Source organism: Janthinobacterium sp. P210005 (assembly GCF_036231865.1).
Classification (GTDB): Bacteria; Pseudomonadota; Gammaproteobacteria; order Burkholderiales; family Burkholderiaceae_D; genus Janthinobacterium; species Janthinobacterium kumbetense.
On the sequence record NZ_JAZARC010000008.1, the window covers coordinates 191,842 to 217,517 of the forward strand.

Below are 25,676 nucleotides of genomic sequence, written 5' to 3' on the forward strand. Positions count from 1 at the left end.
CGCACAAAGCCGATTATTGCTTGATGGATTCAAGTTTACTTGATTATAATCGTTGATTGTTTGTCAGCTTGTTAAGTAGAAAAAACAAGGGCTGCATACAAAATAAAAAAAACAAAGCAAGACTAATTCGAAGTTACTGCATTAGTATAGTAACCATCTTCCACACGAGGCCATTTCAGTGTGGGGAAGAAAAACAGGGTTCCAGCATGGTTGCGCGCCGCCGTTTTTGCTGCCGCAGCCAGCATGGAATTCGCTGGTGCTTGACGCACATGGCCGCATTCCGGCCGTGTTGCTTTCATGGAGGAGCGGCAGCGGTCCAGTACGGAGAAGTCCGCAGCCGTTTAAAATATCATTATTTTTGGGTGGTTGGGGAAAACATGACACATGCAAAGCGACTTCAATCGTTGCTGCTCGGGCTGTCTTTGACAGCGTTTGGCATCGGGCGATGGGCCACGGCGGCACCGGCTGCCAGCACCTATCCCGGCACCGGCGGTCCCGTGCCGTTCGAAATGAATCTGCAACCGCCGGCGACACAGATCGCCCATGAAATCTACGATTTGCACACCCTGATGATGATCATCTGCCTGGTGATCTTCGTGGCCGTGTTCGGCGTCATGTTTTATTCCATCTTCAAGCACCGCAAGTCCCTGGGCCACAAACCGGCCACTTTCCACGAAAGCACCACCGTCGAGATCGCCTGGACCGTCGTGCCTTTCCTGATCGTCATCGGCATGGCCCTGCCTGCCACGCGCACGGTCGTCGGCATGAAGGACACCTCGAACGCCGACATCACCATCAAGGCCACCGGCATGCAGTGGAAATGGGGCTATGACTACCTGAAAGGCGAGGGCGAAGGCATTTCCTTCCTCTCCAACCTGGCCACGCCGCGTTCGCAAGTGGGTGCGCCGGGCGCGCCGCCGACGGAAAAGCGGGGCGAAAACTACCTGATCGAAGTCGACAACGAAGTCGTCGTGCCGGTCAACAAGAAGATCCGCGTGGTGCTGACGGCCAACGACGTCATCCACGCCTGGTCCGTGCCTGCCTTTGGCGTGAAGCAAGATGCGATTCCCGGTTTCGTGCGCGACACCTGGTTCAAGGCCGACCATATCGGCACCTTCCGCGGCAATTGCGCCGAGCTGTGCGGCAAGGAACACGCGTTCATGCCCATCGTCGTCAAGGTCGTCTCGGCAGATGATTACAAGGCCTGGGTTGATGTAAAACAAAAGGAAATGGCCGCATTGGCTGATGATCCAAGCAAGGTATGGACCATCGACGAATTGAAGGTCAAGGGCGAGAAAGTGTATGCGGCCAACTGCGTGGTCTGCCACCAGGCGACAGGCAAGGGCGTGCCCGGTGCGTTTGCGCCGCTGGATGGCTCGGCCGTGGTAAACGGTCCGAAAGCGGATCAGATCCACGTCTTGCTGAACGGGCAAAAGAGCGGCAAGTATCCCGCTGAAATGCCAGCATGGAAACAGCTGTCCGACACGGAAATTGCCGCAGTGATCACTTACACGCGCAATACCTGGTCGAACAAGGCCGCAGAGAACATCGTTCAACCAGCCGAAGTCGTGGCTGCACGCAAGTAATTAGGAGCCGCAGATGAGTACTAGCACGAGCACGAGTACCTTGGACCACGCCGATCACGACCATGCCCACGATCACCCGACCGGCTACCGCCGCTGGCTGTTTGCCACCAACCACAAGGATATCGGTACCTTGTACCTGTGGTTTTCGTTCATCATGCTGCTGTCGGGCGGCGTGCTGGCCCTGATGATCCGTACGGAACTGTTTCATCCAGGCTTGCAATTTTTCCACCCAGAATTCTTCAATCAACTGACCACCATGCACGGCCTGGTGATGGTGTTTGGCGCCATCATGCCGGCCTTCGTCGGCTACGCCAACTGGATGATCCCGCTGCAAGTGGGTGCATCCGACATGGCGTTTGCCCGCATGAACAACTTCTCGTTCTGGCTGCTGCCGCCGGCCGCGCTGCTGCTGGCCACGTCCTTCCTCGTGCCGGGCGGCGCCACCGCCGCCGGCTGGACCCTGTATGCGCCGCTGTCGACGCAGATGGGCCCTGGCATGGACATGGCCATTTTTGCCATGCATCTGATGGGCGCCTCGTCCATCATGGGTTCGATCAACATCATCGTCACCATCCTGAACATGCGCGCTCCTGGCATGACTCTGATGAAAATGCCGATGTTCTGCTGGACCTGGCTGATTACCGCGTATCTGTTGATCGCCGTCATGCCGGTGCTGGCTGGCGCCATTACCATGACCCTGACGGATCGCCATTTCGGCACGTCCTTCTTTAACGCGGCAGGCGGCGGCGATCCCGTCATGTACCAGCACATCTTCTGGTTCTTCGGCCATCCCGAGGTCTACATCATGATTCTGCCGGCTTTCGGCATCGTCTCGCAGATCCTGCCCGCGTTTGCCCGCAAGCCCCTGTTCGGCTATGCCTCGATGGTGTACGCCACGGCCTCGATCGCCATCCTGTCCTTCATCGTCTGGGCGCACCACATGTTTACTACCGGCATGCCGGTGACGAGCCAGCTGTTCTTCATGTACGCGACCATGCTGATCGCCGTGCCGACGGGCGTGAAAGTGTTCAACTGGATCGCCACGATGTGGAAGGGTTCGATGACGTTCGAGACGCCGATGCTGTTCTCGGTGGGCTTCATCTTCGTGTTTACCATGGGCGGCTTCACGGGCCTGATCCTGGCCGTGACGCCGATCGACATCCAGCTGCAGGATACCTATTATGTGGTGGCGCACTTCCACTACGTGCTGGTGGCCGGTTCGCTGTTTGCCCTGTTCGCCGGCTTCTACTACTGGTCGCCGAAATGGACGGGCCATATGTACAACGAGACGCGCGGCAAGATCCACTTCTGGCTGTCGCTGATCACGTTCAACGTGACCTTCTTCCCGATGCACTTCCTGGGCCTGGCCGGCATGCCGCGCCGCTACGCCGACTATCCGGCGCAGTTCACCGACTTCAACATGATCGCCTCGATCGGCGGCTTCGGTTTTGGCCTGATGCAGGTGTACTTCCTGTTCTTCGTTGTCTTGCCGACCATCCGCGGCGGCAAGGCTGCGCCAGCGAAACCATGGGAAGGCGCGGAAGGCCTGGAATGGACCGTGCCGAGCCCGGCGCCTTTCCACACGTTTGAAACGCCGCCTACCGTCAAGTAGTCATCCGCAAGTAATGCCAGTGTCACGGGCCGGCGCCGCTGCCGGCCCCTTTGAATAGAGTGCCTGCCATGACCGAAGTGAAAACTGAGCGCAAGAAACCGAACAACCTGCGTACGGGACTGATACTGGGGGCCCTGGCGGCCTTCTTCTTCCTGTCCGTCTTCGCCAAGCGGCTGTGGCTGTCGTGACGACGCCCCACCAACAGGAAACACGCGGCCTGAACCGCAAGATGCTGGGCAAGCTGCTCGTCATTGCCGTGCTGATGTTTGGCTTTGGCTATGCCCTGATTCCCGTCTACAAGCAGATTTGCGAAGTGATGGGCATCAACGTGCTGACGCAAAAAGATGGCACGGTAGCCTACGACAACAATACGCAAGTCGACACGACGCGCAGCATCACCGTCGAGTTCGACGGCAATGCGCAGGGGCCATGGCGCTTCCGCCCGACCGTGTCGAGCATGCAAGTGCATCCGGGCGAGCTGGTGACCGTCATGTATGAAGTGGTCAACACGCAAAACCGCGTCGTCAATGCGCAAGCCATCCCCAGTTACGCGCCGCAGAGCGCCACGCCGCATTTCAAGAAGGTCGAGTGCTTCTGCTTCAAGCAGCAGACCTTGAAACCGAAGGAAGCGCGGCAGATGCCGGTGGTGTTCTTCCTCGACCCGGCCCTGCCGAAAGAGGTCAAGACCATCACCCTGTCGTACACGTTTTTCGAGATTGCCGGTCTGAGCCAGGCTCAGACGCCGGCCGTCCAATAGGAGAGTGCCATGGGCGAATCCGCCAAACCGGAAAAAGCGTCGTTCCTGTATTCGCTGCGGGCCGTCGTGTGGTCATTCACGGGCCTGCGCCGCAAGAGCGATTTCGACACGGATTCGGCCAAGCTCAATCCCGTGCACATCGTCATCGCCGGCTTCCTAGTGGTGGCTTGCCTGATCGGCATCTTGATTTCGATTGTTAAATTCGTCGTTTTATAAATTATAAAAAACCACCCTATAAGTTTTTGAGGAGATGATGATGAGTTCCAACCACGCCGCCGTACCCTATTATTTCGTGCCCGGCCCGTCGCGCTGGCCCATGCTGGGCGGCGCCAGCCTGCTGCTGACCATGATCGGCGCCTCGGCCTGGGTCAACGACGTCTCCTGGGGCCCGTACGTGAATTACCTGGGCATCGCCGGCATCCTGCTGGTGCTGTATTTCTGGTTCGGCGACGCCATCAGCGAATCGGAGCAGGGCCTGTACAGCGAGCGCATCGATCACTCCTTCCGCTGGAGCATGAGCTGGTTCATCTTTTCGGAAGTCATGTTCTTCGCCGCCTTCTTCGGCGCCCTGTTCTATGCGCGCAGCATCTCCATGCCGTGGCTGGCCGACCTCGACCACAAGGTGATCTGGCCCGATTTCGCCGCCCACTGGGGCAATACGGGCCCGGCCGGCACGGTGCAGGAATTCACCACCATGACGCCGTTCTGGATTCCAACCATCAACACGGCCTTGCTGCTGACGTCGGGTGTCACGCTGACCATCTCGCACCACGCGCTGCGCGCCGGCCACCGCGCCATGACGGCCCTGTTCCTGTTTGCCACCATCGTGCTGGGCGCCATCTTCATGGGCTTCCAGGTCTACGAATACATCCACGCTTACAGCGAACTGAACTTGAAATTGACGTCGGGCATCTACGGCGCCACCTTCTTCATGCTGACGGGTTTCCACGGCTTCCACGTGACCCTGGGCGCCATCATGCTGTCCGTCATCCTGTACCGCGTATTGAAAGGCCACTTCACGCCCGAGCACCACTTCGGCTTCGAAGGCGCCGCCTGGTACTGGCACTTTGTCGACGTCGTCTGGCTGGGCCTGTACGTGGTCGTGTATTGGTTATAATGGCGGGGCAGGGCGCGCGTGGTTGTTAGGCGCGCCGGCACCATAAAAAAAGCCGTACCGGGACATCCTGGGTACGGCTTTTTTCTTAGTATGAAGAATTTGCCAATCAGGCAATGTCGGGTGTTAATGAATTCCAGTGGGCTGGATGTAGCCAAGCTTGTGCGCCAGCAGGATCAGCAAAAACAGGGTGATCGACAAGCCCACGCGCAAGGCCAGCGCCTGCACGGTGCGGTTGCTCTTGCCCTTGTCGCGCATGAGAAAGAACAGGGCCGAGCCCAGGCTGCCCAGGATCAGGATGAAGGCAATGGCAACGAGGATTTTCATGGATGGTAGCGCCAGGCTAGAGGAGGTTTCATTGTAATGCGTATCCGCTTCCATTTTAGATGGATTCCATTTGTTGTAATGCTGCTACTGGTGGCCCTGGGGATATCCCTGGCGCAATGGCAGCAGCGCCGTGGCGACGAGAAAGTCGCGCGCGCCGCCCGCCTGGAAGCGGGCAACGTGGCCGCGCCGCTGTCCCTGACGGCCGCGCCCCTGTCGCCGGCCGATGCGCAAGCGATCGAATACCGCAGGGTCACCGTCACGGGCCATTTTCTTCCCGCCTGGACGGTGTACCTGGACAACCGCCCCTACAAGGGGCAAGCGGGCTTTCACGTGCTCACGCCCTTCCAGATCGACGGTTCCCCCATGCACGTGCTGGTGGCGCAGGGCTGGTTGCCGCGCAACAATGCCGAGCGCACGCGCATCCCCGACTACGCCACGCCCACGGGCACCGTCACCATTACCGGCATCGCGCGCCTGAACGCGGGCCATGTGATGGAGCTGGGCACGGCGCCGCCCCTGGCGCCGCACGCCATCGTGCAAAATGCCGATATCGCCCAGCTGGCCCAGGCCAGCGGCCTGGCCTTGCAACCTTTTATCCTTGAACAAACAGCTGATCCAGTCGATTCGGCAGCCACGACGCCAGCGTCCAGCCAGCTTCCCGTGCGCGACTGGCCGGCGCCGGACCTGGGCGCCGACAAGCACCGCGGCTATGCATTCCAGTGGTATGCACTGGCACTGATGGCTTTTCTATTTTTTGTCTTTACAGGATTTCGACGTGCAAACAAACAGCCCTGAAGCAACGCAAGACAGCAGCAATAAACAGGTACAAGGACGGTGGAAACTGCTGGCTGTGGTGGCCGTATGCGCCTTTCCCATCATCGCTTCGTATTTCACGTATTACATCATCAAGCCCACGGGCCGCAACAACTACGGCGCCCTGATCGACCCCCGTCTGCATCCGATACCGGAAGCCCAGCTGCAGGTGGCGGAACTGGACGGCAAGGCCGCGCCGCTGGCCCAGTTCAAGGGCAAGTGGGTGCTGCTGCAAACGGGACCGTCCGATTGCCAGGAAACATGCAAGAAGCAATTGTTTGACATGCAACAACTGCGCCTCATGCAGGGCAAGGAGCGCGAACGTCTGGAACGGGTCTGGCTGGTGACGGATGGTCAGCCGCTCGACACCCTCGTGATGCGTGAATTCGACGGCACCAGCATGCTGCGCGTCAATAACGACGCCCTGAAAGCGTGGCTGCCCGTGGAAGCGGGCGGCAAGACGAGCGACCATCTGTATTTGATCGACCCGCTGGGCAATCTGATGATGCGCTTCCCGAAAGACGCGGACCCGAACAAGATCAAGAAAGACATCGCCAAGCTGCTCAAAGCTTCGGCGATCGGTTGAGGGGACCGCATGCCGACGATGCATCTCTCCGCGCTGGCCCAGCTGGGCTTGACCGGTCTGCTGGTGGCGCTGCTGCCGCTGACCATGGTCTGGGTGTCCGCGGACGCCAATAAGTACCGCAAGCTCGTATGGATCGCCGTCTTCCTGACGGTCGACCTGATCATGTTTGGCGGTTTTACGCGCCTGTCCGATTCCGGCCTCGGTTGCCCTGACTGGCCTGGCTGTTATGGTTCTGCTAATCCTTTCCTCGCGCACGAGCACATCGTGGCGGCGGAAACCCTGATGCCGACGGGCCCCGTGACGGTCGTGAAAGCGTGGATCGAAATGACGCACCGCTACCTGGCCATGGCCATTGGCGTGCTGATCGTGGCGATGATGGTGCAGGCGTGGCGCCAGTGGAAGAAAAGCAAGCGGCAGGAATTCGCTCCCGCGCTGCCGACGGCGCTGTTCCTGTTCGTCTGTCTGCAGGGCGCGTTCGGCGCGTGGACCGTCACCTTGAAGCTGCAGCCGGTGATCGTCACCATCCACTTGCTGCTGGGCATGGGCTTGCTGGCCATGCTGACGTGGCTGGGCGGACGCCAGGACCATGCCGTGGCGCCTATCAAGCGGGCCGATGCGGACGCGTCCGTGCTGCGCCCCGTGCGCGCGCTGGCCGTCATGTCGCTCGTGCTGTTGACGGTACAGATCGCGCTGGGCGGCTGGGTGAGCACCAACTACGCCACCCTGGCGTGCACGGATTTCCCCCTGTGCGGCGGCAAGGTGATTCCGGAGATGGATTTCGAGCATGGTTTCCATCTGTGGCGCGAGCTGGGCAAGACGGCCGCCGGCCATTACTTGCCGTTTTCCGCGCTGACGGCCATCCACTGGGTGCACCGCAATTTCGCCTTCATCGTGCTGGCCGGCATCGGCTATACCGTGTTTCGCGCGTGGAAACTGCCGTCCTTGCGCGGCACGGCCCGCTGGGTGGCGCTGGTGCTGGCCCTGCAGGCGGCCACGGGCCTGGCGACCATCTACCTGAGCTGGCCGCTGTCGATTGCCGTCATGCATAACGGCGGTGCGGCGCTGCTCGTGTTATTGCTGACCATGTTAAACTACAAGGCTAAATTCCAACTCGATGTCGCGCGCAATGTTCAGCGCGCTTGCGCCGCCGCGCCAGTGCCCTCGGCACCAGCCAGTCCTTCCCGTACCGCATAAATGACTACTCAGACCATCAGCCGTAAACCCTCCCCCCGCATCGCCCAGTATTGGGCGCTGACCAAGCCCCGCGTGACGCAACTGGCCGTGTTTTGCGCCGTCATCGGCATGTTCCTGGCCAGCGAGGAATTGCCCGACTGGCACGCGGTGGTGTTCGGCACCATCGGCATCTGGCTGCTGGCCGGCGCCGCGTTTGCCGTCAATTGCCTGGCCGAGCGCGAAATCGACGCGCGCATGGCCCGCACGGCGCGCCGCCCCATGGCCATGGGCGACATCACGGTGAAACAGACGGTCGTGTTCGCATTGGTGATCGGCGGCCTGGGCATGGCAATCCTGTACCACCTCGTCAATCCGCTGACCATGTGGCTGACTTTTGTCACCTTTGTCGGCTATGCCTTGATCTATACCATGGTGCTCAAACCCGCCACGCCGCAAAACATCGTCATCGGCGGCCTGTCCGGCGCCATGCCGCCCGCGCTGGGCTGGGCGGCCGTCGCCAACGACGTGCCGATGCAGGCCTGGCTGCTGGTCCTGATCATTTTCGTCTGGACGCCGCCGCATTTCTGGGCGCTGGCCATGTACCGCCGCGACGATTACGCGCGCTCGGGCTTGCCCATGCTGCCCGTCACGCACGGCTTGAAGTTCACGCAATTTCACGTCTGGCTGTACTCGATCGCGCTGGCCGCCACCACCTTGCTGCCGTATGCCGTGCGCATGAGCGGCCTGATCTACCTGGCCTCGGCCGTGGTGCTCAACGCCGGCTTCCTGTATTACGCGTGGAAGATGTACCGCCACTACACGGACTTGATCGCGCGCAAGGCCTTTACGTTTTCCATCATCTACCTGGCCTTGCTGTTCGCGGCTTTGCTGGTCGACCACTACATTCCCCTCGGAACATGAAAAAAACCCTGACACTGTTGCTGGCGGCCGCACTCGTCGCCGTCCTGGCCGGCTGCGGCAAGCCCGCCGCGCCCAAGCTGGCCTTCAAGAACACGGACGTGACGGGCCTCGGCTATGCGCGCGAGTTCGCGCTGACGGACCACACGGGCCACCCGCGCACCCTGGCCGACTACAAGGGCAAGCTGGTGCTGATGTTCTTCGGCTACACGCAATGCCCGGACGTGTGCCCCACCACCATGGCCGACATGGCCCAGGTGATGCAGGAAATGGGTCCGCAGGCGGAGCAGGTGCAAGTGCTGTTCGTCACCGTCGACCCCGAGCGCGACACGCAGCAATTGCTGGCGCAGTACGTGCCCGCCTTCGACAAGCGTTTCGTCGGCCTGTATGGCGATGCGGCCGCGACGGCCAAGGTGGCCAAGGAATTCAAGGTGTATTACGCCAAGGTCGAGGGCGAGACGGACGAAAGCTACACGGTCGACCACACGGCCGGCACCTATGTCTTCGACCGCGAAGGCAAGATCCGCCTGTTCGTGCGCCACGGCGAAAAGCCGGCCGTCATCGCGCACGATCTTAAACTTCTGCTATCCTGACCTGGTCGCGCCCCCGGGCGCCATCTTCAGGATACGCAGTACATGGATAAACGTTTCGAGCCCCACGCCCGTCTGGCAGCCATCATCTTTTTGTTGATCGGCTGCTTTTTCGTCTTGCGGCCCTTCCTCGCCGCCATGCTGTTTGCCGCCTGCGTGGGCATTTCCAGCTGGCCCCTGTATCTGCTCCTGCTCGAACGCCTGAAAGGCCGGCGCAACTGGGCCGCCGCCATCATGACCCTGTCCCTGATCCTGGTCATCGTGCTGCCGCTGGCCCTCGTCACCTACAACCTGGCCGACAATGTGTCGCGCATCTATGAACAGCTGCGCGCGGCGCTGGAATCGGGCGGCCTGCATCCGCCGGCCTGGCTGGCCAGCATTCCCGTGGTGGGCGAAACCATCGACGGCTATGTGCAGCGCCTGCTGGCTGACCGCGAGGAATTATTGAATTTGGGTAAGACCATGCTGGAACCGGCGCGCCACTTCCTCGCTTCCGGCGGCATCCTGCTGGGCACGGGCCTGGCGCAGACCAGCCTGGCCGTGTTCGTCAGCTTCTTCCTCTACCGCGACGGCCAGCAGCTGAGCCGCGCCCTGATGACGGGCGCCGGCCGCATCATCGGCGACAGCGCGCCCGGCGTGGGCCTGACCATCAGCCGCACCGTGCGCGGCGTCATGTACGGCTTGCTGGGCACGGCGCTGGCGCAAGCGCTGGTGGCCGTGGTGGGTTTCCTGATCGCCGGCGTGCCGGCCGTGGCGCTGCTGGGCGTGGCCACCTTCATCTTTTCGCTGATCCCGGTGGGCCCGCCCCTGATCTGGGGCGGCGCCGCCATCTGGCTGTTTACCGACGGGCAGACGGGCTGGGGCATCTTCATGCTGGTGTGGGGCGCGCTGCTGATCAGCGGCGTGGACAACGTGGTCAAACCCATGCTGATCAGCCGCGGCAGCAGCTTGCCGTTCCTGCTGGTGCTGCTGGGCGTGCTGGGCGGCGTGCTGGCCTTCGGCTTCGTCGGCATCTTTATCGGCCCGACCCTGCTGGCGGTACTGTACAGCTTGCTGCAAACGTGGACGGTGGGCGAAACCACCGTGCCGCAGGGCAAAGATACGCTTACCTTGAAAAAAGATTAATCGCGCAAGTCCGCATCGAGGTCGCGTTCCTGTTTCGGGATCACCTTGATCAGCACGATGCGGGGCCCGTTCATCTTCTTGACGACGATGTCGAAGTCGACGAAGGTGATGCGCTGGCCCTGCTTTGGAATATCTCCCAGCTTGACCATGATCAAGCCGCCCACCGATTCCACGTCGTCCAGCCCCAGTTCCTCGTTTTCGATATCGATGCCGAGGATGCGTTCGAGCGAAAAGATGGGCAGGCTGGCCTTGCCGATCAGGGTGCCGTCGCTTTGCTTGAGCCAGTCGTTTTCATTGCGGCGGAATTCATCGCGGATTTCGCCGACCATGGCGCCGAGCAAGTTATCCAGGGTGATGAACCCCAGCGGACGCTTGCCCTTTTCGCCGATCAGGGCGAAGTGGGGCGCGCCGTCGCGAAAGCGGCGGAACAGCTCCAGCGCCGGCGTGCGCGCGGAAATGACGTCCACGGGACGCAGGAAGGGCGTGAGCGAGGTGATGGGTTTACCCGCCTGCTGGGCAAAGAACAGGTCCTTTAAGTGCACCACGCCCAGCACGTCGTCTTCATTCGTGTCGAAATACGGGTAGCGGCTGAAGCGGTTGCGCAGCACCGTGTCGAGGTTCTCTTCCAGCGTGTTGGAAGCGTGCAGGGCGATCACTTCATTGATCGGGCGCATCAGGTCCGACACCGTCATTTGTTCGAAATCAAGCGACTGCGCCAGGATGTTGCGTTCGTCGCGCGTAAATTTCTCGCCCGGCTGGCTGGTGCGCAGGATCAGTTTCAGTTCTTCGGACGAATAATGTGCGTCGTGGCCGCCCTTGCCGGACAGGCCCGCCAGGCGCAGCACCCAGTTGGCGCTGGCGTTGAGCAGGTAGATGGCCGGGTACATGGTCCAGTAGAAGCCGTACAGGGGAATCGCGCTCCACAGGCCGACGGCTTCCGGGTTGCGGATGGCCATCGATTTGGGCGCCAGTTCGCCTACGACGATGTGCAGGAAGGAAATTACGCTGAAGGCGACGACGAAGGACACGCCGTGGATCAGCTCTTGCGAGGTGACGCCGATGGCGCCGAACAGGGGCTCGAGCAAGCCGGCAAAGGCCGGTTCGCCGACCCAGCCCAGGCCCAGCGACGCGAGGGTGATGCCCAGCTGGCAGGCGGACAGGTAGGCGTCCAGCTGGCCATGCACCTTGGCCAGGATGCGGCCCCGCAGCCCCTGTGTCTTGGCGATGGCGCGGATGCGCGTGCGCCGCAAGGTGACGATGCCAAACTCGGCGGCAACAAAAAAACCGTTCAGCGCGACCAGGAAGAGGGCGAGCAGGACTAGCAAGACATTGTGCATGGGGGCGCTGAAGATGGGCTGTAAAAACGACATCTTAAACGACGAAGGGCGCCATAGCCTAATTTAGCCGCGCTCGCCGCCCGTGCGGGCGGGCGGGCGCGGCAGGTTTTTCACGCTTGTTCAGTCTTTGGCCGCCGTTTGCGGCCCGCCGCGCATGGCAAACACCATGACGGCCGAGACCACCGCCGGGATGGCGACGACGAGGAAAATCGTGCTGTTGGGCCAGTTCAGGCGGATCAGCTCGCCACCGAGCACGGGGCCGATGATGGAGCCGATGCGGCCCACGCCCAGGCTCCAGCCGATGCCCGTCGAGCGCAGGGTGGTCGGATAGTAGCTGGCCGCCAGGGCGTTGACGGCGGGCTGGCCACCCACCACGCAAAAGCCGGCGATGAAGATCGTGATGAACAGGAAGGCCAGCGACACGTCCGGGCGGCCGATCAGGGCGATGGCGACGGCGGCGACGAGGAAGCACGGCAGCAGGATGCGGCGGAAGCTGGAGCGGTCGATCAACTGGCCCATGACGAGGGTGCCGATGGTGCCGCCCACTTGCAGGGCCGTGCCGGCCAGCACGGCGTTGGCCGTCGACAGTCCCGCTTCCTTGGCAATCGTCGGCAGCCAGTTCGACAGGAAATACAAGTTCAGCAAGTTCATGAAGTTGATGACCCACAACAAAATCGTCATCTTCGCGCGGCCGCCCGTAAACAATTGCAGCACGGGCGCGCCCTTGTGTTCCTTTTCATGCACGACATACTGGGTTTCGGCCGTGATGCTGACCGTCGGGTCGATGCGCTTGAGCCACTTGGCGACTTTATCCAGCTTGCGTTTCTTCAATACCAGGAATTGCATCGATTCCGGCAGCAGGAAGAACATCAGCACGCCGATCACCAGCGGCACCACGCCGCCCACGTAAAACACGGATTGCCAGCCGAACGCGGGAATCAGCGCGGCGGACAATAAACCGCCCAGCACGGCGCCCAGGGTAAAGCCGCACGAGACGAGCATCATCAGGGTGACTTTCTTGCGCAGGGGGCTGTATTCGCCGGCCAGCGCCATGGCGTTCGGCATCACGGCGCCCAGGCCCAGGCCCGTGATGAAGCGGATCAGCTGCAATTGTTCGATGGTGGTGGCCAGCGGCGTGACGAGCATGCACAGCGAAAAGAAGATGGTCGAGCCGATCAGCACGGGACGGCGGCCGAACTTGTCGGCCGTGATGCTGAAGACGAGCGAGCCGACCAGCATGCCCAGCAAGCCCGCGCCGAACACGGGCCCCAGGTTGGCCTTGCTCACGTGCCAGTCGGCAATGATGGCGGGCGCCACATAGCCCATCGCCTGCACGTCGAAGCCATCCATGATGACGCACAGCCCGCACAGGATCAGCATGCCGATCTGGAAGGAACCGATCTTGTTGTTATTGATGAGATCGGGAATATCGATCGTCTTGCCTGCCGTGGACATGGTGCCGCTCCTGTTTTTTATGGTGGTCGCGCCTTTCCGGCGAGGGAGGGGCGCGTGTTTGTCTCAGGCTTCATTACAATCGCTTTTGATTAATTATTCAAACGTTATTTTCGAATGGATTTATCAGATTTCCTTGTGAATCTTCGGGTGCCCCTGGATGGCCGCCAGGATGACGTCGAGGGCAGGATGCATGATCTTGCGCTCGTTGGAAATGACGTAAAACTGCTCGCGCAGGGACGAGGCGTCGCCCACCAGCACGGCGCCGAATTGTTCTTCGATATCGGCCGCCAGGCTGGCGGAGGCGAAGAACAGGCCCAGGCCCTTGCGGCCGAACGCGTTGAGCATGGCGTTGTCCTCGAATTCGCCGACCACGTCGGGACGCACGCCTTGCTGCACCATCCATTCGTCGATGCGCCCGCGCAAGGCGTTGTTGCGCGCGGGTAGTAAAAAGGGGGCGCCGTGCAGGCTGTGCGGGAAATTGTCGCGGTACTGGGCGGCCAGCGCGGGGATGCCGAACAGCTTCATGGCGCTCTCGCCCCACAGGTGGCTGGACACGCGCAGGCTGGCGCCGGCCGGCACGGCGCGGTCCGTCAACACCAGGTCTAGCTTGTGCAAGGCCAGGTCGGCCAGCAAGGATTCGAATTCATCTTCCAGGCACACCAGCTTGACGGGCTTGTCCAGGCTGCGCGTGGCGTCGAGCATGCGGTACGCCATCAGTTTCGGCAAGGAATCGGAAATGCCCACCGTCAGGCGCATCTTTTCCGCGTCGGTGTCGGCCAGCGCTTCCTGCATCTGCTCGCCCAGCAGGAAAATCTGGTCCGCGTAGCCGAGCGCCAGCCGGCCCGCTTCCGTCGGCACCAGGCGCCGCCCCTGCGGCTGCAGCAGCGACTTGCCCAGCTCCTTTTCCAGCAGGGCCAGCTGGGTGCTGATGGTTTGCACGGCCAGTCCCAGCCGTTCAGCCGCGCGCGTCACGCCGCCTTCCTTGGCGACCACCCAAAAGAAGTACAAATGGCGGTAATTGAAACCGGTGGTTTTCATCGCTGCATCCTCTATCTTCTGTTTTTACGAAGTAATACTTCCATTATCTTCTATTTTTAAATGTGTCACACGTCCCTATACTACGTTCCATTGAATTTGGATAAAGGGGAACTATCGATGAAACATTTCAGAGTGTCATTTCTAGTGACATTTATCTGCCTGGGCATTTCCGCCTGGTGGGGTTACACGCACGGCGGCGTGCAGACGATGCTGGCGGCGCTCGGTATCGCGGTGATCCTGGGCGTGATGGAAGTCTCGCTGTCGTTCGACAACGCGGTGGTCAACGCCTCGGTGCTGAAGAACTGGGACAAGTTCTGGCAGGGCTTGTTCCTGGGCGTCGGCATCATCATCGCCGTCTTTGGCATGCGTCTGGTGTTCCCGCTGGTCATCGTGGCGCAAGCGGCGGACCTGGGCTTGATGGAAGTATGGAATCTGGCACTGAGCAATCCTGAACAGTACTCGATGCACCTGACGAATCACCATGCGGAAGTGGCGGCCTTCGGCGGCATCTTCCTGCTGCTGGTGTTCCTGAACTTCCTGCTGGACTCGGAGAAAGAAACGCACTGGCTGGGCCGTATTGAAGAAAAACTGGGCGCGCTGGGCAAGATTTCGTCGATTTCCGTGATGATCGCGCTGGGCACCCTGATGGCGAGCCTGTCGATGATCGAAGAAGGCCAGAAACTGGTGGTGCTGACGGCCGGCCTGTGGGGCATCCTGACCTACGTGGGCGTCGATGTGGTCAGCGGCTTGCTGGAAGGCGATAACGGCGACGGCAACGTGGGCGACATCGTCAAGCGCGGCGGTATTGGCGGCTTCCTGTACCTGGAAGTGCTCGACGCCTCGTTCAGCTTTGACGGCGTGATCGGCGCGTTTGCCATCACCAAGGATGTCGTGATCATCATGCTGGGCCTGGCGATCGGCGCGATGTTTGTGCGTTCGATGACGGTGTTCCTGGTGCGCAAGGGCACGCTCGACGAGTTCGTTTATCTGGAGCACGGCGCGCACTATGCGATCGGTATCCTGGCCGTGATCATGTTGGTCAGCATGAAGTTCCACATTCCCGAGATCTTCACGGGTCTGATCGGCGTGGCCTTCATCCTCGCCTCGCTGTGGTCGTCGATCCGCTACAAGCGCAGGATGGCCCTCGAAGAAGGCCGGACGGAAGCGCTGGAAGCGGTCAAGGCAGTGTAAAGAATGCGCGACAAACGACTACACCCGTTTGTCGGCAAGTTGTAGCAAGCGTCGCCGCCGGCCTGGGGAGTCAGGCCGGTGGAGGACGCCAGGTGTTTGGTCTTACACAACCCACATAGGAGTAATACATCATGGCAATCAGTTTGCAAAAAGGCGGCAACGTCAACCTGAGCAAGGAAGCCCCTGGCATTTCGAAGATGATCATCGGCCTGGGCTGGGATGCCCGCGCCACCGACGGCGCCGCGTTCGACATCGACGGTTCCGTGTTCCTGCTAAAGGCCGACGGCAAGGTTCGCGCCGACGTCGACATGATTTTCTACAACAACCTGAAATCGAGCGACGGCTCCGTCACCCACTCGGGCGACAACACCACCGGCGCCGGCGATGGCGACGATGAAACCGTCGTCGTCGACCTGGCCACGGTGCCAGCGGAGATCGACAAGATCGCCGTCTGCGTCACGATTCACGATGCCGAAGCGCGCAAGCAAAACTTTGGTATGGTATCGAAGGCGTACGTGCGTTGCGTGAATGCCAACGGCAACACGGAAATCGCCCGCTTCGACCTGTCGGAAGACGGTTCGGCGGAAACGGCCATGGTCTTCGGCGAAATCTACCGCAATGGCGGCGATTGGAAATTCAAGGCCATCGGACAGGGTTACAAGGGCGGTTTAGGTCCTCTGGCTGCCTCGTTCGGCGTCGGCGTGTAAGGTAACCACACCAAACCTACTGCGCGGTGCGCTTTGCGGCCGGCGATGCTCACCGTACTAAAGTACGGTTGCGCTTCTCAGCCACAAATCACATCCGCTCGCTACGGTTTTGTGCGGTACCGTTACGCTGCATTAAGGGTGGTTCACTATGTAGACCGCCGCCATCACCATCATCGTTGAGGAAGGAACAGTCAGATGCCAGTTTTTAATATTACCGGGGACGTCGACCCGTTCCTGCATGTGTCGCTTGCCAAGGGCGAGAAGATTTATTGCGAATCCAATGCGATGGTGATGATGGAAACCAATCTTGAGCTGAAAGGCAAGATGACGGGCGGCATAGGCGCCGCGCTGATGCGCACCTTTGCCAACGGGGAATCGTTCTTTCAGCAGCATATCGAGGCCATGCGGGGCGACGGCGATTGTCTGCTGTCGCCCACCTTGCCCGGCGCGATGCGGGTGCTCGAGGTTGGCGCCCAGCAATACATGATCAGCGACGGCGCCTTCGTGGCGGCCACGTCTGGCGTGGAATTGAAGGTGCGCACGCAAAGCCTTGGCAATGCGCTGTTTGCCCAGAGCGGTGGTTTTTTCATCACCGAGACGGCAGGCAGCGGCCAGTTGGCGGTATCCGGTTTTGGCGCGATGTCGATACTCGAAGTGACGCCTGGCAAGGACGTGGTGATCGATAACTCGCATGTCGTGTGCTGGGACAACCGCCTGCAATACGAAATTTCCATGACGACCGGCAGCAGCGGCGGCTTTCTGGGTAACCTGATCAATAGCCAGACCAGCGGCGAGGGCATGGTACTGAAGTTTTCAGGCACGGGAAAAATCCTCGTGTGTTCGCGCAACCGCGCAGCCTTCCTCGCCTGGACCCAAAGCAAGCCGGCGTAATCAAGCAGTAATCAACCAAACAGGAGCTATGCGTATGTCTGTCAATTTGAGCAAGGGCCAGAAGATTTCTCTGGACAAAGAAGCTGGTACCACCCTGACCCGTATCACCATGGGCCTGGGCTGGGATGCGGCCAAGACCAAGGGTTTCCTCGGTTTCGGTTCGAAGACGGAAGCCGTCGACCTGGACGCTTCGTGCGTCATGTTCGACGACAACAAGAGCACGTCCGACATCGTCTGGTTCCGCCAGCTGAAAAGCAAGGACGGCAGCATCGTCCACACGGGCGACAACCGCACGGGCGCGGGCGATGGCGACGACGAACAGATCAATGTCGATCTGTCGAAAGTGCCGGCGCACGTGAAGAGCCTCGTCTTCACCGTCAACAGCTTTACTGGCCAGAACTTCTCGCAGGTGGAAAACGCCTATTGCCGCATCTTGAATGCCAGCAATAACCAGGAAGTCGCGCGTTTCAACCTGTCTGTGCAAGGTTCCCACACGGCACAGATCATGGCCAAGCTGTACCGCCATAACGGCGAATGGAAGATGCACGCCATCGGAGAAAACGGCAACGGTCGCACCTTTGACGACTTAATGCCCCAGATTTCCGTGCATCTATAAAGGTCTGGCCAAATCTGCTGCGCGCCGCGATTTGCGGCCTGTGATGCTCACTGTGCATTCGCACAGCTGCGCTTCTCGGCCGCAACTCGCATTCGCTCGCGACGATTTTGCCAGACTTTATTAAGGAGCAGTACGCAGCGGGCGGGGGACGGACCGGATACCGGCCCTTGTCCGCTGCTCTATATTTAGGAGAGTATGTCGTGATGCGATTGCTGATAGCCTTGCTACTTCCGTGTCTCACGTTTTTCATGCTGGGGCGCCCGCTGGCCGGTGCCGCCGCCTTGATCTTGCAGTGCACTGTGATCGGCTGGGCGCCGGCGGCCCTGTGGGCCCTGTACACGGTGAACCAGCATAAGACGGAGCAGGAACTGGAAGGCGCGTTAAGCCGCAGCTACATGCGCAGGCGTAGTCGGTTGATCTAAATCAACCGGGCGCCAGGTATCCTTGCGCTAAGGCCCGCACGAGCGATCGTGCGGGCTTTTTTGTGCGCGCTCACTTCTTGCAGCGGATCGGCACGTTCACGGAATTGCCGTCCGAACTCAGGTTGCGGTACTGCAAATCTTCGCTTTCGATGGCGAAGCGGGGCACGGCGTGGACATAGCGCTGCTTGCAGACGGTGTCGTCATTGATCAGCTGGCCCGCCAGCATGTAGTCGCACAGGGCGAAGCGCGATTCCTCGTCGTCGAGGATCAGCACGCGCGCGGCGCTGTACAGGGCCGATTGCAACACTTCCGGGCTGCAATTTTCCGGGCCCGTCAGCTTCAGATGGGTTTTCGTCTGCGTGGCCAGCCGTTGCAGCTTGACGAGGGCGGCGCGTTCTTCCTTGCGGGCACTGTCGACGTGCACGTCTTCGCTGGCCAGGCGCAGCGCCAGCGAGGCAATTTGATCGATGGAAATGTGCCAGGCAAAGCCTTCCAGCCGCGTGCGGATCTGGCCCGGCAAGGGATCGGCCGCATCGACTTCGCAGCGGTACTGGCCCAGGTGGGGGCGGCACAGCACGGGGATGGCAAAGGCCGAGGTGCGCTTGCTCTTGACGAATTTCTGGCTCAGGTCGCCAAAGTTTTCATGCGTGATGGTATCGAAGCGGGCTTGGCCAAAGCCCATCTTGACGAGGTTTTCCTTGCGCTGGCGCGAAAACAGGGCGTCGACGGCATCGTAGATATTCTTGTTGAAGATGCGGTCCAGCGGCTGGCGCTCGTCCGACATCTTTTCAAACACGGCGCTGGAATTGGGTGCGTTGGCATCGATGGAAATGAGGATGAAGGGCTTGCTGTTCAGGCGCGGCGGCACGACGGCCATGTCGTTGCCGTACAGTTGCGTCAGGGCCACGTCCCACAGGGTTTCCACGCCCAGGTTGTCGGCCGCGCCGCCATCGAACAGGTGCACGTAGGACGGCGATTCGCGCGACTCGGAACCGAGTTCCGGCACGAAACTGTTTTTCGGACGGAAACGCTCGAAGGTGACGGAATCGAACACGCCGGGAAAGGCGGCCGAGGTGGCCACGGCCGTGGCCAGGCGGATATCCTGGATCGGCGAATGCAGGGTGCTGTAGAAATACTCGTAGGAAAACACCACGCGCTTGCCGCCATCCGTGGCGTCCGTCGCGTTGGCCAGGAAGATGGGGCCGCCGTGCGGCAAGTCCTGGTAGGTTTTCTTGTCGTACAGCACATCATCCAGCACGTCGGACAGGAACGAGGTGCGCGTCTTGTTCGTCAACAACATCGTCGTCAGGTTGGCGGGTTTCAAGATGGTTTGGCCAAAGAAATCCGTTTTCAGCTTGCTGCGCAGCAAGGGCCAGTCCGTCTGCTTGCCATGCAGCGCATAGTAGCCGCCCGCGATGGCGCCGCCCGAGACGCCGGAAATGGCCGAGGCGCCGCTGACGAGGCCGAACTGCTCCAGCTGTTCCAGCGAGGCGGCCGAGAAATTGGCTGCGCGGCTGCCTCCGCCGGACAGGGCGATGCCGATGAAGTGGTCGTTGGGCATGGGATTCTGGATGCGCGCCTTGGGCGCGTCGATGCGCAGGCGCGGGGTTTCCTGCACGGTAAACGTGCGGTTTTCGACGCCGCTGTTGGGGCGCAGGGCGAGTACCGTGCAGCCGCTCAGCAGCGCAACGAGGATAAATGGGGCGAACAAACGTGGATGCATGCGTGATCTGTGCGTAGTCAGGGGTTGGGATACGGACGGAAACGTGTGCGATTCTAGCAAACCCGGCAACAATCAGCTATTCAGCTGATAAGCGGGCAGGGCAGCGCTGCTGCGCGCCCAGGCATGGCCCGTGCGCCAGCACGCCCAGAGCCAGCGGCCACAAGCCATCGTCATTGATCTGCATCAATGGTGGAGCGTCCGCTGGCAGCAGGACCGCCGGAGCGCCTCTTGGTGGCGTAACTTAATGCCGCAACATCACGCCGATGGCGATGCAGGCCACGATCGCCAGGCTCATGGCGAGGCTGTAGGCGACCATCAGCAGCAGCCAGCGGCAGACGGTGGCGAGTTTGCCGCTTGGATACACGCGCCACATGGCCCAGGGCAGGTAGGCCAGCAGCCAGGCGCCGAGCACGAGGCGGACCAGGTCGACGGGGATGAGGAGCATCAGCGCCATCGTGATGAAGGCGAAGGCATTCGTATGCAGGGCGAACAGGAAATGCTCGCCATAGCGCCGTCCGCTGCCCAGGTAGAGGATTTTTAGGAACAGGGCGAACAGCGGCATCAGGCAAAACATGGCGTACGGCGCGTAATGGAAAAAGCTTTCCACCACGAGTTTTTGTTTCTCGGTCGTGGGCAGTTGCTCAAAGTCTTGCCATTGGCGCGGCAGGGTGGGCGTCTGGCCCAAAATGCTGACCTGCATGGTCGATGTCTGGTTTTCCGGAGCTTGGCGGGGGCCATGGGCGCCTACCTGGGCTTGCTGGTCGTGGACGGTGAGGAACACGTCGGGACTGCTGAACTTGAGGATGGCAAAGAACAGGATGCTGAAGGTCAGGTAGACGCGCAGCGGTTCGACGTAGCGCACGCGGCGTCCCGCGAGGTATTCGTTGCTGAGTGCGCCAGGGCGGAACAGCAGCAGGGCCAAGGTACGCCAGAGCTTGCCTTCGAGCGCCACATAATGGGCGACAAATTCATGCAGGAATTCGCGCGCGCTGGGCATGTGCACGGCCGTTGTCTGGCCACAGGCGCTGCAGAAGTTGCCTGGCGCATCGGTATGGCAGTTATGGCAGGTGCTGGCGGGATGCGTGCTGGATGACACTGTTTTCAAGATGGACTCTTTCCATGGCCGAAAGGTAAAGATGATCGCTCAAGGGCGCAGCATATGATGAAGGAAAAAAATGATAAAAGCGCATTTTTTCGCGTTCTAGTTGCTTCCGAGATACAAAATCCTGCGCCGGTCAGGCGCCACGGAAGGCGGCCAGCAGGCGTTGTTCACCGGCCGGCGTGAGGCGCAGGGCGCGGCTGTCGAGTTCGCGCTCGGCCCAGCGCTGGCGCAGGGCCAACTGCAGCAGGGCCGCCCCCAGCGCGCCGCCCAGGTGGGCGCGCCGTTCGCTCCAGTCCAGGCAGGCACAGGCGAAGCGGCGGCGCTGGCGCTGCAATTGCGGCACGTCGATGCCCAAGGCCGCCATGCCAGCCGCGCCCGCTTCCGACAAACGATATTCCCCGCCATCGTCCAGCAGCCAGCCTTGCGTGTGCAGCTGGTCATGCAGGGCGACGGCTACCGTGCCGGCCATGTGGTCGTAGCAGGTGCGTGCATGGCGCAGGCGGTCTGGCGTGGTGGGCGTAAACGGCGTCGCCGCCACGCCGGCCACCACCAGCAGCGCTTCGAGGGCCTGGCCCACCTCCATGCTGGCCAGGCGGTAGTAGCGGTGCTTGCCCTGCGCCAGCATCGACAGCAAGCCATCGTCGCGCAGCCGGCTCAGATGCGCGCTGGCCGTCGAAGCGCCCACCTCGGCCAGCGCCGCCAATTCCGTGGCCGTGCGCGCATGGCCGTCGAGCAGGCTGCACAGCATGCGCGCGCGGGCCGGTTCGGCGATGGCGCCGGCCAGTTGCGCCAGCCCCATGTCGGCCGTGCGGGCTTGATGCTTGTCATCCATGATTCGTTCGTTAGCGAAGTGTTGTGGTGGAAGGGCCAGCATACTCTGCTCCCTACCTCACTGCAATGGAAGCCGCATGCCGCTCACCGATTCTGTTACCGACCCCGTGGACCCTTTCTCTGCCGTCACCCACGCGGCGCCGTACGATTACTATCGCCGCCTGGCGGACGGCCCGCCGCTGCGATTCGATGCGCAGCTCGACTGCTGGCTGGCGACGGGCGCGGACGGCGTGCGCGCCGTGCTGGCGCATCCCGCCTGCCGCGTGCGGCCAGCGGACCTGGGCGTGCCGCACAACCTGGCGGGCACGCCGTGCGGCGCGATCTTTGCCGAACTGGTGCGTATGAACGATGGCGAACGGCATGCCTTGCCGAAACAGGTGCTGGCGCGCGCGCTGGGCCAGGTGGATATGGCGCGCTTGCAGGGGCGGGCGCTGCACCTTGCCGGCGACCGGGTGCCCGGCAGCGCCGTCCAGCTGAACGACGCGGTTTTTGAGCTGCCCCTGTTCGCCATGGCGGACTTGCTGGGCTTTGCGCCAGCGCAATGGCCGGCGCTGGCCGCCTGGACGCGCTCGTTTGTCGCCTGCCTGTCGCCGCTGAGCAATGCCGAGCAACTGGCCGGCGCGCAAGTGGCGGCCGAGGCCTTGCTGCAAAGTTTTGGCCGTCTGCTGCGCGAGGGCGACGTGAGGCCCGGCAGCATGCTGGCCGCCATCGTGGCCGAGGCGGATGCCTTGGGTTGGCAAGCGTCGGGCGGCGTGCTGGCTAACCTCGTGGGCTTGCTGTCGCAGACGTGCGACGCCACGGCCGGCTTGCTGGGCAATGCCATCGTGGCCTTGCGCGCGCAGCCGGAGTTGCCCACGCAATTGAGTGCCGCGCCCGAGCTGTGGCCGGCCATGCTGCGCGAAGTCAGCCTGCGCGATCCCGCCATCCACAACACGCGCCGCTACACGGCGGAAGACGCGGAGTGCAATGGCGTACGCGTGCCGGCCGGGCAGATGATCCTCGTCGTGCTGGCCAGCGCCGGCCAGGCGGAGTCGGGCTTCGGCCATGGCCGCCACGCCTGCCCGGGCCAGGCCATCGCGCTCGCCATCGCCACGGCCTGCCTGCAGGCGTGGGCCGGGGCATTGGAAAGCTTGCCGCTGGCGTGGCGTTATCTGCCGTCGCTGAACGCCCGCATCCCCGTGTTTGCGCAAGGAGAAAACGCATGATTGCCGTGATTTTCGAGGTCTGGCCCAGCGCCGCAGGACGCCAGCAGTACCTGGACCTGGCGGCGTCCCTGCGGCCCCTGCTCGATGAAGTGGACGGTTTCATTTCCATCGAGCGCTTCAGCAGCCTGAGCGAGCCAGGAAAACTGCTCTCGCTATCGTTCTTTCGCGACGAGGCGGCGCTGGCGCAGTGGCGGCAGCTGGAAGCGCACCGCGCGGCGCAATCGGCCGGCCGGCACGGCGTGTTCGACGATTACCGGCTGCGCATTGCCGCCGTCGTGCGCGATTACGGCATGCTGGAGCGGCAGCAGGCGCCCGAAGACAGCCAGCGGCGCCACGATGCCTAGCCATCAGCGGGGCAGCGCGCCCTGGGTGATTTTCACCTTGACCCGGTAGGTGGGCTCGGCCGCATTCAGGGCCGGCGGCGTGGCCGGGTCGACGTCGAGCAAGGTGAACGTCAGGTGGTTGACGGTGACGGAACTGGCGGCGCCGGGCATGGACTCGGACAGGACGATGTCGGTCGCGCCCGCGCTGTTGAGCAGACTGAAACTGTAGCTGACGTAACCTTTCCACACGCACACGGCGCCTTTGCGGCAGCGGCTGTCGTTGACGCGTTCGAGTTTCAGGGTATCGGTGGCCGTGATGGCCACCTGTTCGCCCGGCGAAAGCACATGGGTGACGCTGCGCGGCGTGTTTTCCGCGTCGCCGGCGCTGCCGGCCGCGCCGCAGCCCGCCAGCATGGCCAGGCAGGCGAAGAACAGGGGAAGCAGCACGGTGCGGTAAGAGCGGTTCAGAGTAGACATGTTTTTCCTTTCAGGTGGTGCGTCCCCGGCGTGCTTGTTCACGCGTGGGATAAAATGATAGTAACAAAATGATATTTTTCCGGCGCACTATTGGCGTGCTGCCGATGAATTGAGGCGCGAGCCACGCGGCGCGCCGATTACTGCGTAGAATGGCTGTTTTGAAAATCAGGAAACAACCATGAAAAAAACCGACCTGGCCAAAAGCGATGCCAAGAAACTGATGGGAAAGATGAATGTTCCCGGCGCCGGTGCATTCGGTAAGGAAGCGGTGGTCGTCGACCGCCGCGAACAGCGCAAGCGCGACCAGGCCCTGGGCCTGGTGCCATTCGCCGTCAAGCTGAACAGCGATCTGGTCTTGCAATTGCAGACCCTGGCCAAGGAGCGCGGCGCGGATCTGAATGAAGTCGTTGCTGAATTGATCAGCAAGGGCCTGGCTGCAGCTTAACGGGCTGCCATGTTTATCTGTTGATAAACATCAAGTAGTAAAACTAAAAGGCGCCTTGCGGCGCCTTTTACATTGCGGCATTGCTGGCGATTACACGTAGGCCGCCAGGGCGCCCTTCATTTTTTTCAGCGCCGCCACTTCGATCTGGCGGATGCGCTCGGCCGATACGCCGAACTCTTCCGCCAGCGCGTGCAGGGTGGCGCCGGAACCGTCGTCGTTGGCCAGCCAGCGCGCTTCGATGATGCGGCGCGAACGGGCGTCCAGCTTGGACAGGGCCGTTTCCAGGCCTTCCGATTGCAGGCGCGTCACTTGTTCCGCTTCCAGCACCTTGGTCGGCTCGCTTTGCTCCGACGACAGGTAGGCGATCGGCGAAAACTTGTCGTCTTCATCGTCGGTCGGCGATTCCAGAGCAATGTCGCGGCCGCTCAAACGCGTTTCCATCTCGATCACTTCTTCGCGTTTCACGTCGAGCAGCTTGGCCAGCGCATCGATCTGCTTCGGCGTCATCGCATCCAGGCCCGTCTTGTGGCTGCGCAGGTTGAAGAACAGCTTGCGCTGCGCCTTCGTCGTCGCGACCTTGACCAGGCGCCAGTTTTTCAGGATGTACTCATGCATCTCGGCTTTCACCCAATGCATGGCGTACGACACCAGGCGCACGCCCTGGTCCGGATCGAAACGTTTCACGGCTTTCATCAAGCCGATATTGCCTTCCTGAATCAGGTCGGCGTGCGGCAAGCCATAGCCCAGGTAGCCGCGGGCAATCGAGACCACCAGGCGCAGGTGCGACAGCACCAGTTCTTGCGCGGCGGCCAGGTCATTTTTTTCGCGCAGGCGTGTCGCCAGCGAAATTTCTTCGTCGTGGGTCAACATGGGCAGGCGGTTCACGGCCGAAATATAGGCGTCGATATTGCCCAGATTGCCAGTGAACCCGAGGCCCAGCGCATTACTTTTGGTCGGAACCAATGCGGACGTTGCGGACATCATAGTCATGTTTTCTCCCTCGTAGTCTTGCTTTGTTCCAGTTGGCCACGTCACGCGACGTGGCAGCTTGTATCGTCGTTTTTGCGTATTCGGTCTTGCACTTTGCAGATCGCGGCACCATCTTGATCTGGCGTCCATGGCGGTTCTGCTGTTGGTATGTCCCTATATTAGCACTCTCTGCTTGAGAGTGCCAATCAGCACATTTAATCGATCTGATAGCCTAAATGCTATGGCGAATGAATGCCTGATAAATATGTCTGAATAGCGATCTGAACAGCACTACAGGCCGCTTCACGACAACGTAGCCAGTCTACGGCCTCTGGCTGAAGCG

29 protein-coding genes are annotated in these 25,676 nt (G+C 61.4%); 20 read left to right on the forward strand and 9 right to left on the reverse strand.

Features of this window, described 5'->3' with window-relative positions:
• Positions 1–377 precede the first annotated feature (377 nt).
• The 6 genes from coxB to VPH40_RS26335 all read left to right on the forward strand — a co-directional run bounded on the left by coxB (position 378) and on the right by VPH40_RS26335 (position 5,072).
• Positions 378–1,586 (forward strand): cytochrome c oxidase subunit II, encoded by a 1,209-nt coding sequence (coxB, locus tag VPH40_RS26310; protein ID WP_099665461.1) that lies wholly within the window; start codon positions 378–380, stop codon positions 1,584–1,586.
• Positions 1,587–1,599: 13 nt separating this feature from the next.
• The gene (ctaD, locus tag VPH40_RS26315; RefSeq protein ID WP_099665460.1) at positions 1,600–3,198 is read left to right on the forward strand and encodes a cytochrome c oxidase subunit I; all 1,599 of its coding nucleotides are present in this window, start codon (positions 1,600–1,602) and stop codon (positions 3,196–3,198) included.
• A gap of 68 nt (positions 3,199–3,266) precedes the next feature.
• A complete protein-coding gene (locus tag VPH40_RS26320) occupies positions 3,267–3,386 on the forward strand; it encodes a cytochrome oxidase small assembly protein (protein WP_218965284.1) in 120 nt (39 codons plus the stop codon).
• A complete protein-coding gene (locus tag VPH40_RS26325) occupies positions 3,383–3,955 on the forward strand; it encodes a cytochrome c oxidase assembly protein (protein ID WP_099409817.1) in 573 nt (190 codons plus the stop codon). Before VPH40_RS26320 ends, VPH40_RS26325 begins: the two co-directional genes overlap by 4 nt.
• A 9-nt stretch (positions 3,956–3,964) precedes the next feature.
• Complete coding sequence (locus VPH40_RS26330; RefSeq protein ID WP_077399736.1) at positions 3,965–4,171, forward strand: DUF2970 domain-containing protein; 207 nt, start codon at positions 3,965–3,967, stop codon at positions 4,169–4,171.
• Between the two features lie 40 nt (positions 4,172–4,211).
• A complete protein-coding gene (locus tag VPH40_RS26335) occupies positions 4,212–5,072 on the forward strand; it encodes a cytochrome c oxidase subunit 3 (RefSeq protein ID WP_099665459.1) in 861 nt (286 codons plus the stop codon).
• Positions 5,073–5,195: 123 nt separating this feature from the next.
• Here VPH40_RS26335 and VPH40_RS26340 read toward each other — a convergent pair whose 3' ends face one another.
• Entirely contained in the window at positions 5,196–5,396 is a 201-nt protein-coding gene (locus VPH40_RS26340; protein WP_034748996.1) for a twin transmembrane helix small protein, read from the reverse strand.
• 36 nt (positions 5,397–5,432) lie between these two features.
• Between VPH40_RS26340 and VPH40_RS26345 the strand changes: the two genes are divergently transcribed.
• The 6 genes from VPH40_RS26345 to VPH40_RS26370 are packed head-to-tail and all read left to right on the forward strand — an operon-like array spanning position 5,433 to position 10,601.
• On the forward strand, positions 5,433–6,191 hold the full coding sequence (locus VPH40_RS26345; RefSeq protein WP_305054602.1) for an SURF1 family protein: 759 nt from the start codon (positions 5,433–5,435) through the stop codon (positions 6,189–6,191).
• Positions 6,172–6,795 carry an SCO family protein gene (locus VPH40_RS26350; RefSeq protein WP_099665457.1) on the forward strand — a complete coding sequence of 208 codons (624 nt, stop codon included), beginning with the start codon at positions 6,172–6,174 and terminating at the stop codon, positions 6,793–6,795. The genes VPH40_RS26345 and VPH40_RS26350 overlap by 20 nt, the downstream gene beginning before the upstream one ends.
• Positions 6,796–6,813: 18 nt before the next feature.
• On the forward strand, positions 6,814–7,989 hold the full coding sequence (locus VPH40_RS26355) for a COX15/CtaA family protein (RefSeq protein ID WP_099668234.1): 1,176 nt from the start codon (positions 6,814–6,816) through the stop codon (positions 7,987–7,989).
• Positions 7,990–8,889 (forward strand): heme o synthase, encoded by a 900-nt coding sequence (gene cyoE, locus VPH40_RS26360; protein ID WP_070258805.1) that lies wholly within the window; start codon positions 7,990–7,992, stop codon positions 8,887–8,889.
• Positions 8,886–9,479, forward strand: coding sequence for an SCO family protein (locus VPH40_RS26365; protein ID WP_328574914.1), 594 nt, complete (start codon positions 8,886–8,888; stop codon positions 9,477–9,479). The genes cyoE and VPH40_RS26365 overlap by 4 nt, the downstream gene beginning before the upstream one ends.
• Before the next feature lie 42 nt (positions 9,480–9,521).
• Positions 9,522–10,601 (forward strand): AI-2E family transporter, encoded by a 1,080-nt coding sequence (locus VPH40_RS26370; protein ID WP_099665455.1) that lies wholly within the window; start codon positions 9,522–9,524, stop codon positions 10,599–10,601.
• Here VPH40_RS26370 and VPH40_RS26375 read toward each other — a convergent pair.
• The 3 genes from VPH40_RS26375 to nhaR form a co-directional block, all read right to left on the reverse strand.
• Positions 10,598–11,938 (reverse strand): hemolysin family protein, encoded by a 1,341-nt coding sequence (locus tag VPH40_RS26375; protein ID WP_099668233.1) that lies wholly within the window; start codon positions 11,936–11,938, stop codon positions 10,598–10,600. The two genes, VPH40_RS26370 and VPH40_RS26375, sit on opposite strands and share 4 nt — an antisense overlap.
• Positions 11,939–12,058: 120 nt before the next feature.
• Positions 12,059–13,393, reverse strand: a complete 1,335-nt coding sequence (locus tag VPH40_RS26380) for an MFS transporter (RefSeq protein WP_305054604.1) — start codon at positions 13,391–13,393, stop codon at positions 12,059–12,061.
• A 123-nt stretch (positions 13,394–13,516) separates the two neighbouring features.
• Complete coding sequence (gene nhaR, locus VPH40_RS26385) at positions 13,517–14,431, reverse strand: transcriptional activator NhaR (RefSeq protein WP_099665453.1); 915 nt, start codon at positions 14,429–14,431, stop codon at positions 13,517–13,519.
• 117 nt (positions 14,432–14,548) lie between these two features.
• Between nhaR and VPH40_RS26390 the strand changes: the two genes are divergently transcribed.
• The 5 genes from VPH40_RS26390 (at position 14,549) to VPH40_RS26410 (ending at position 18,258) form a co-directional block, all read left to right on the forward strand.
• A complete protein-coding gene (locus VPH40_RS26390) occupies positions 14,549–15,622 on the forward strand; it encodes a DUF475 domain-containing protein (RefSeq protein ID WP_076568380.1) in 1,074 nt (357 codons plus the stop codon).
• Between the two features lie 131 nt (positions 15,623–15,753).
• A complete protein-coding gene (locus tag VPH40_RS26395; protein ID WP_070222543.1) occupies positions 15,754–16,329 on the forward strand; it encodes a TerD family protein in 576 nt (191 codons plus the stop codon).
• Positions 16,330–16,524: 195 nt separating this feature from the next.
• Positions 16,525–17,220: a TIGR00266 family protein gene (locus VPH40_RS26400; protein ID WP_251351058.1), complete on the forward strand. Its 696-nt coding sequence runs from the start codon at positions 16,525–16,527 to the stop codon at positions 17,218–17,220.
• A 34-nt stretch (positions 17,221–17,254) separates the two neighbouring features.
• Positions 17,255–17,836, forward strand: coding sequence for a TerD family protein (locus VPH40_RS26405; protein WP_099665451.1), 582 nt, complete (start codon positions 17,255–17,257; stop codon positions 17,834–17,836).
• 203 nt (positions 17,837–18,039) lie between these two features.
• Positions 18,040–18,258: a hypothetical protein gene (locus VPH40_RS26410; protein WP_034784905.1), complete on the forward strand. Its 219-nt coding sequence runs from the start codon at positions 18,040–18,042 to the stop codon at positions 18,256–18,258.
• 70 nt (positions 18,259–18,328) lie between these two features.
• Here VPH40_RS26410 and VPH40_RS26415 read toward each other — a convergent pair whose 3' ends face one another.
• From VPH40_RS26415 to VPH40_RS26425, 3 genes are all read right to left on the reverse strand, one after another.
• On the reverse strand, positions 18,329–19,981 hold the full coding sequence (locus VPH40_RS26415; protein WP_099665450.1) for a patatin-like phospholipase family protein: 1,653 nt from the start codon (positions 19,979–19,981) through the stop codon (positions 18,329–18,331).
• Between the two features lie 241 nt (positions 19,982–20,222).
• The gene (locus VPH40_RS26420) at positions 20,223–21,077 is read right to left on the reverse strand and encodes a DUF3667 domain-containing protein (RefSeq protein WP_328574939.1); all 855 of its coding nucleotides are present in this window, start codon (positions 21,075–21,077) and stop codon (positions 20,223–20,225) included.
• Between the two features lie 139 nt (positions 21,078–21,216).
• The gene (locus VPH40_RS26425) at positions 21,217–21,915 is read right to left on the reverse strand and encodes an ArsR/SmtB family transcription factor (protein WP_251351060.1); all 699 of its coding nucleotides are present in this window, start codon (positions 21,913–21,915) and stop codon (positions 21,217–21,219) included.
• A gap of 76 nt (positions 21,916–21,991) precedes the next feature.
• Between VPH40_RS26425 and VPH40_RS26430 the strand changes: the two genes are divergently transcribed.
• Positions 21,992–23,119 (forward strand): cytochrome P450, encoded by a 1,128-nt coding sequence (locus VPH40_RS26430; protein ID WP_328574915.1) that lies wholly within the window; start codon positions 21,992–21,994, stop codon positions 23,117–23,119.
• Positions 23,116–23,463, forward strand: coding sequence for an antibiotic biosynthesis monooxygenase family protein (locus VPH40_RS26435; RefSeq protein ID WP_289900380.1), 348 nt, complete (start codon positions 23,116–23,118; stop codon positions 23,461–23,463). The genes VPH40_RS26430 and VPH40_RS26435 overlap by 4 nt, the downstream gene beginning before the upstream one ends.
• Positions 23,464–23,466: 3 nt before the next feature.
• On the opposite strand, the gene VPH40_RS26440 is transcribed toward VPH40_RS26435, so the two are convergent.
• Positions 23,467–23,919 (reverse strand): hypothetical protein, encoded by a 453-nt coding sequence (locus VPH40_RS26440; RefSeq protein ID WP_099665446.1) that lies wholly within the window; start codon positions 23,917–23,919, stop codon positions 23,467–23,469.
• A 178-nt stretch (positions 23,920–24,097) separates the two neighbouring features.
• Here VPH40_RS26440 and VPH40_RS26445 point away from each other — a divergent pair, with 178 nt between their 5' ends.
• Positions 24,098–24,364: a hypothetical protein gene (locus tag VPH40_RS26445; protein ID WP_077399791.1), complete on the forward strand. Its 267-nt coding sequence runs from the start codon at positions 24,098–24,100 to the stop codon at positions 24,362–24,364.
• Positions 24,365–24,454: 90 nt separating this feature from the next.
• Here the strand turns inward: VPH40_RS26445 and rpoH are convergent, their stop codons facing one another.
• Positions 24,455–25,348 (reverse strand): RNA polymerase sigma factor RpoH, encoded by an 894-nt coding sequence (gene rpoH, locus VPH40_RS26450; RefSeq protein WP_034784924.1) that lies wholly within the window; start codon positions 25,346–25,348, stop codon positions 24,455–24,457.
• Positions 25,349–25,676: the final 328 nt, after the last annotated feature.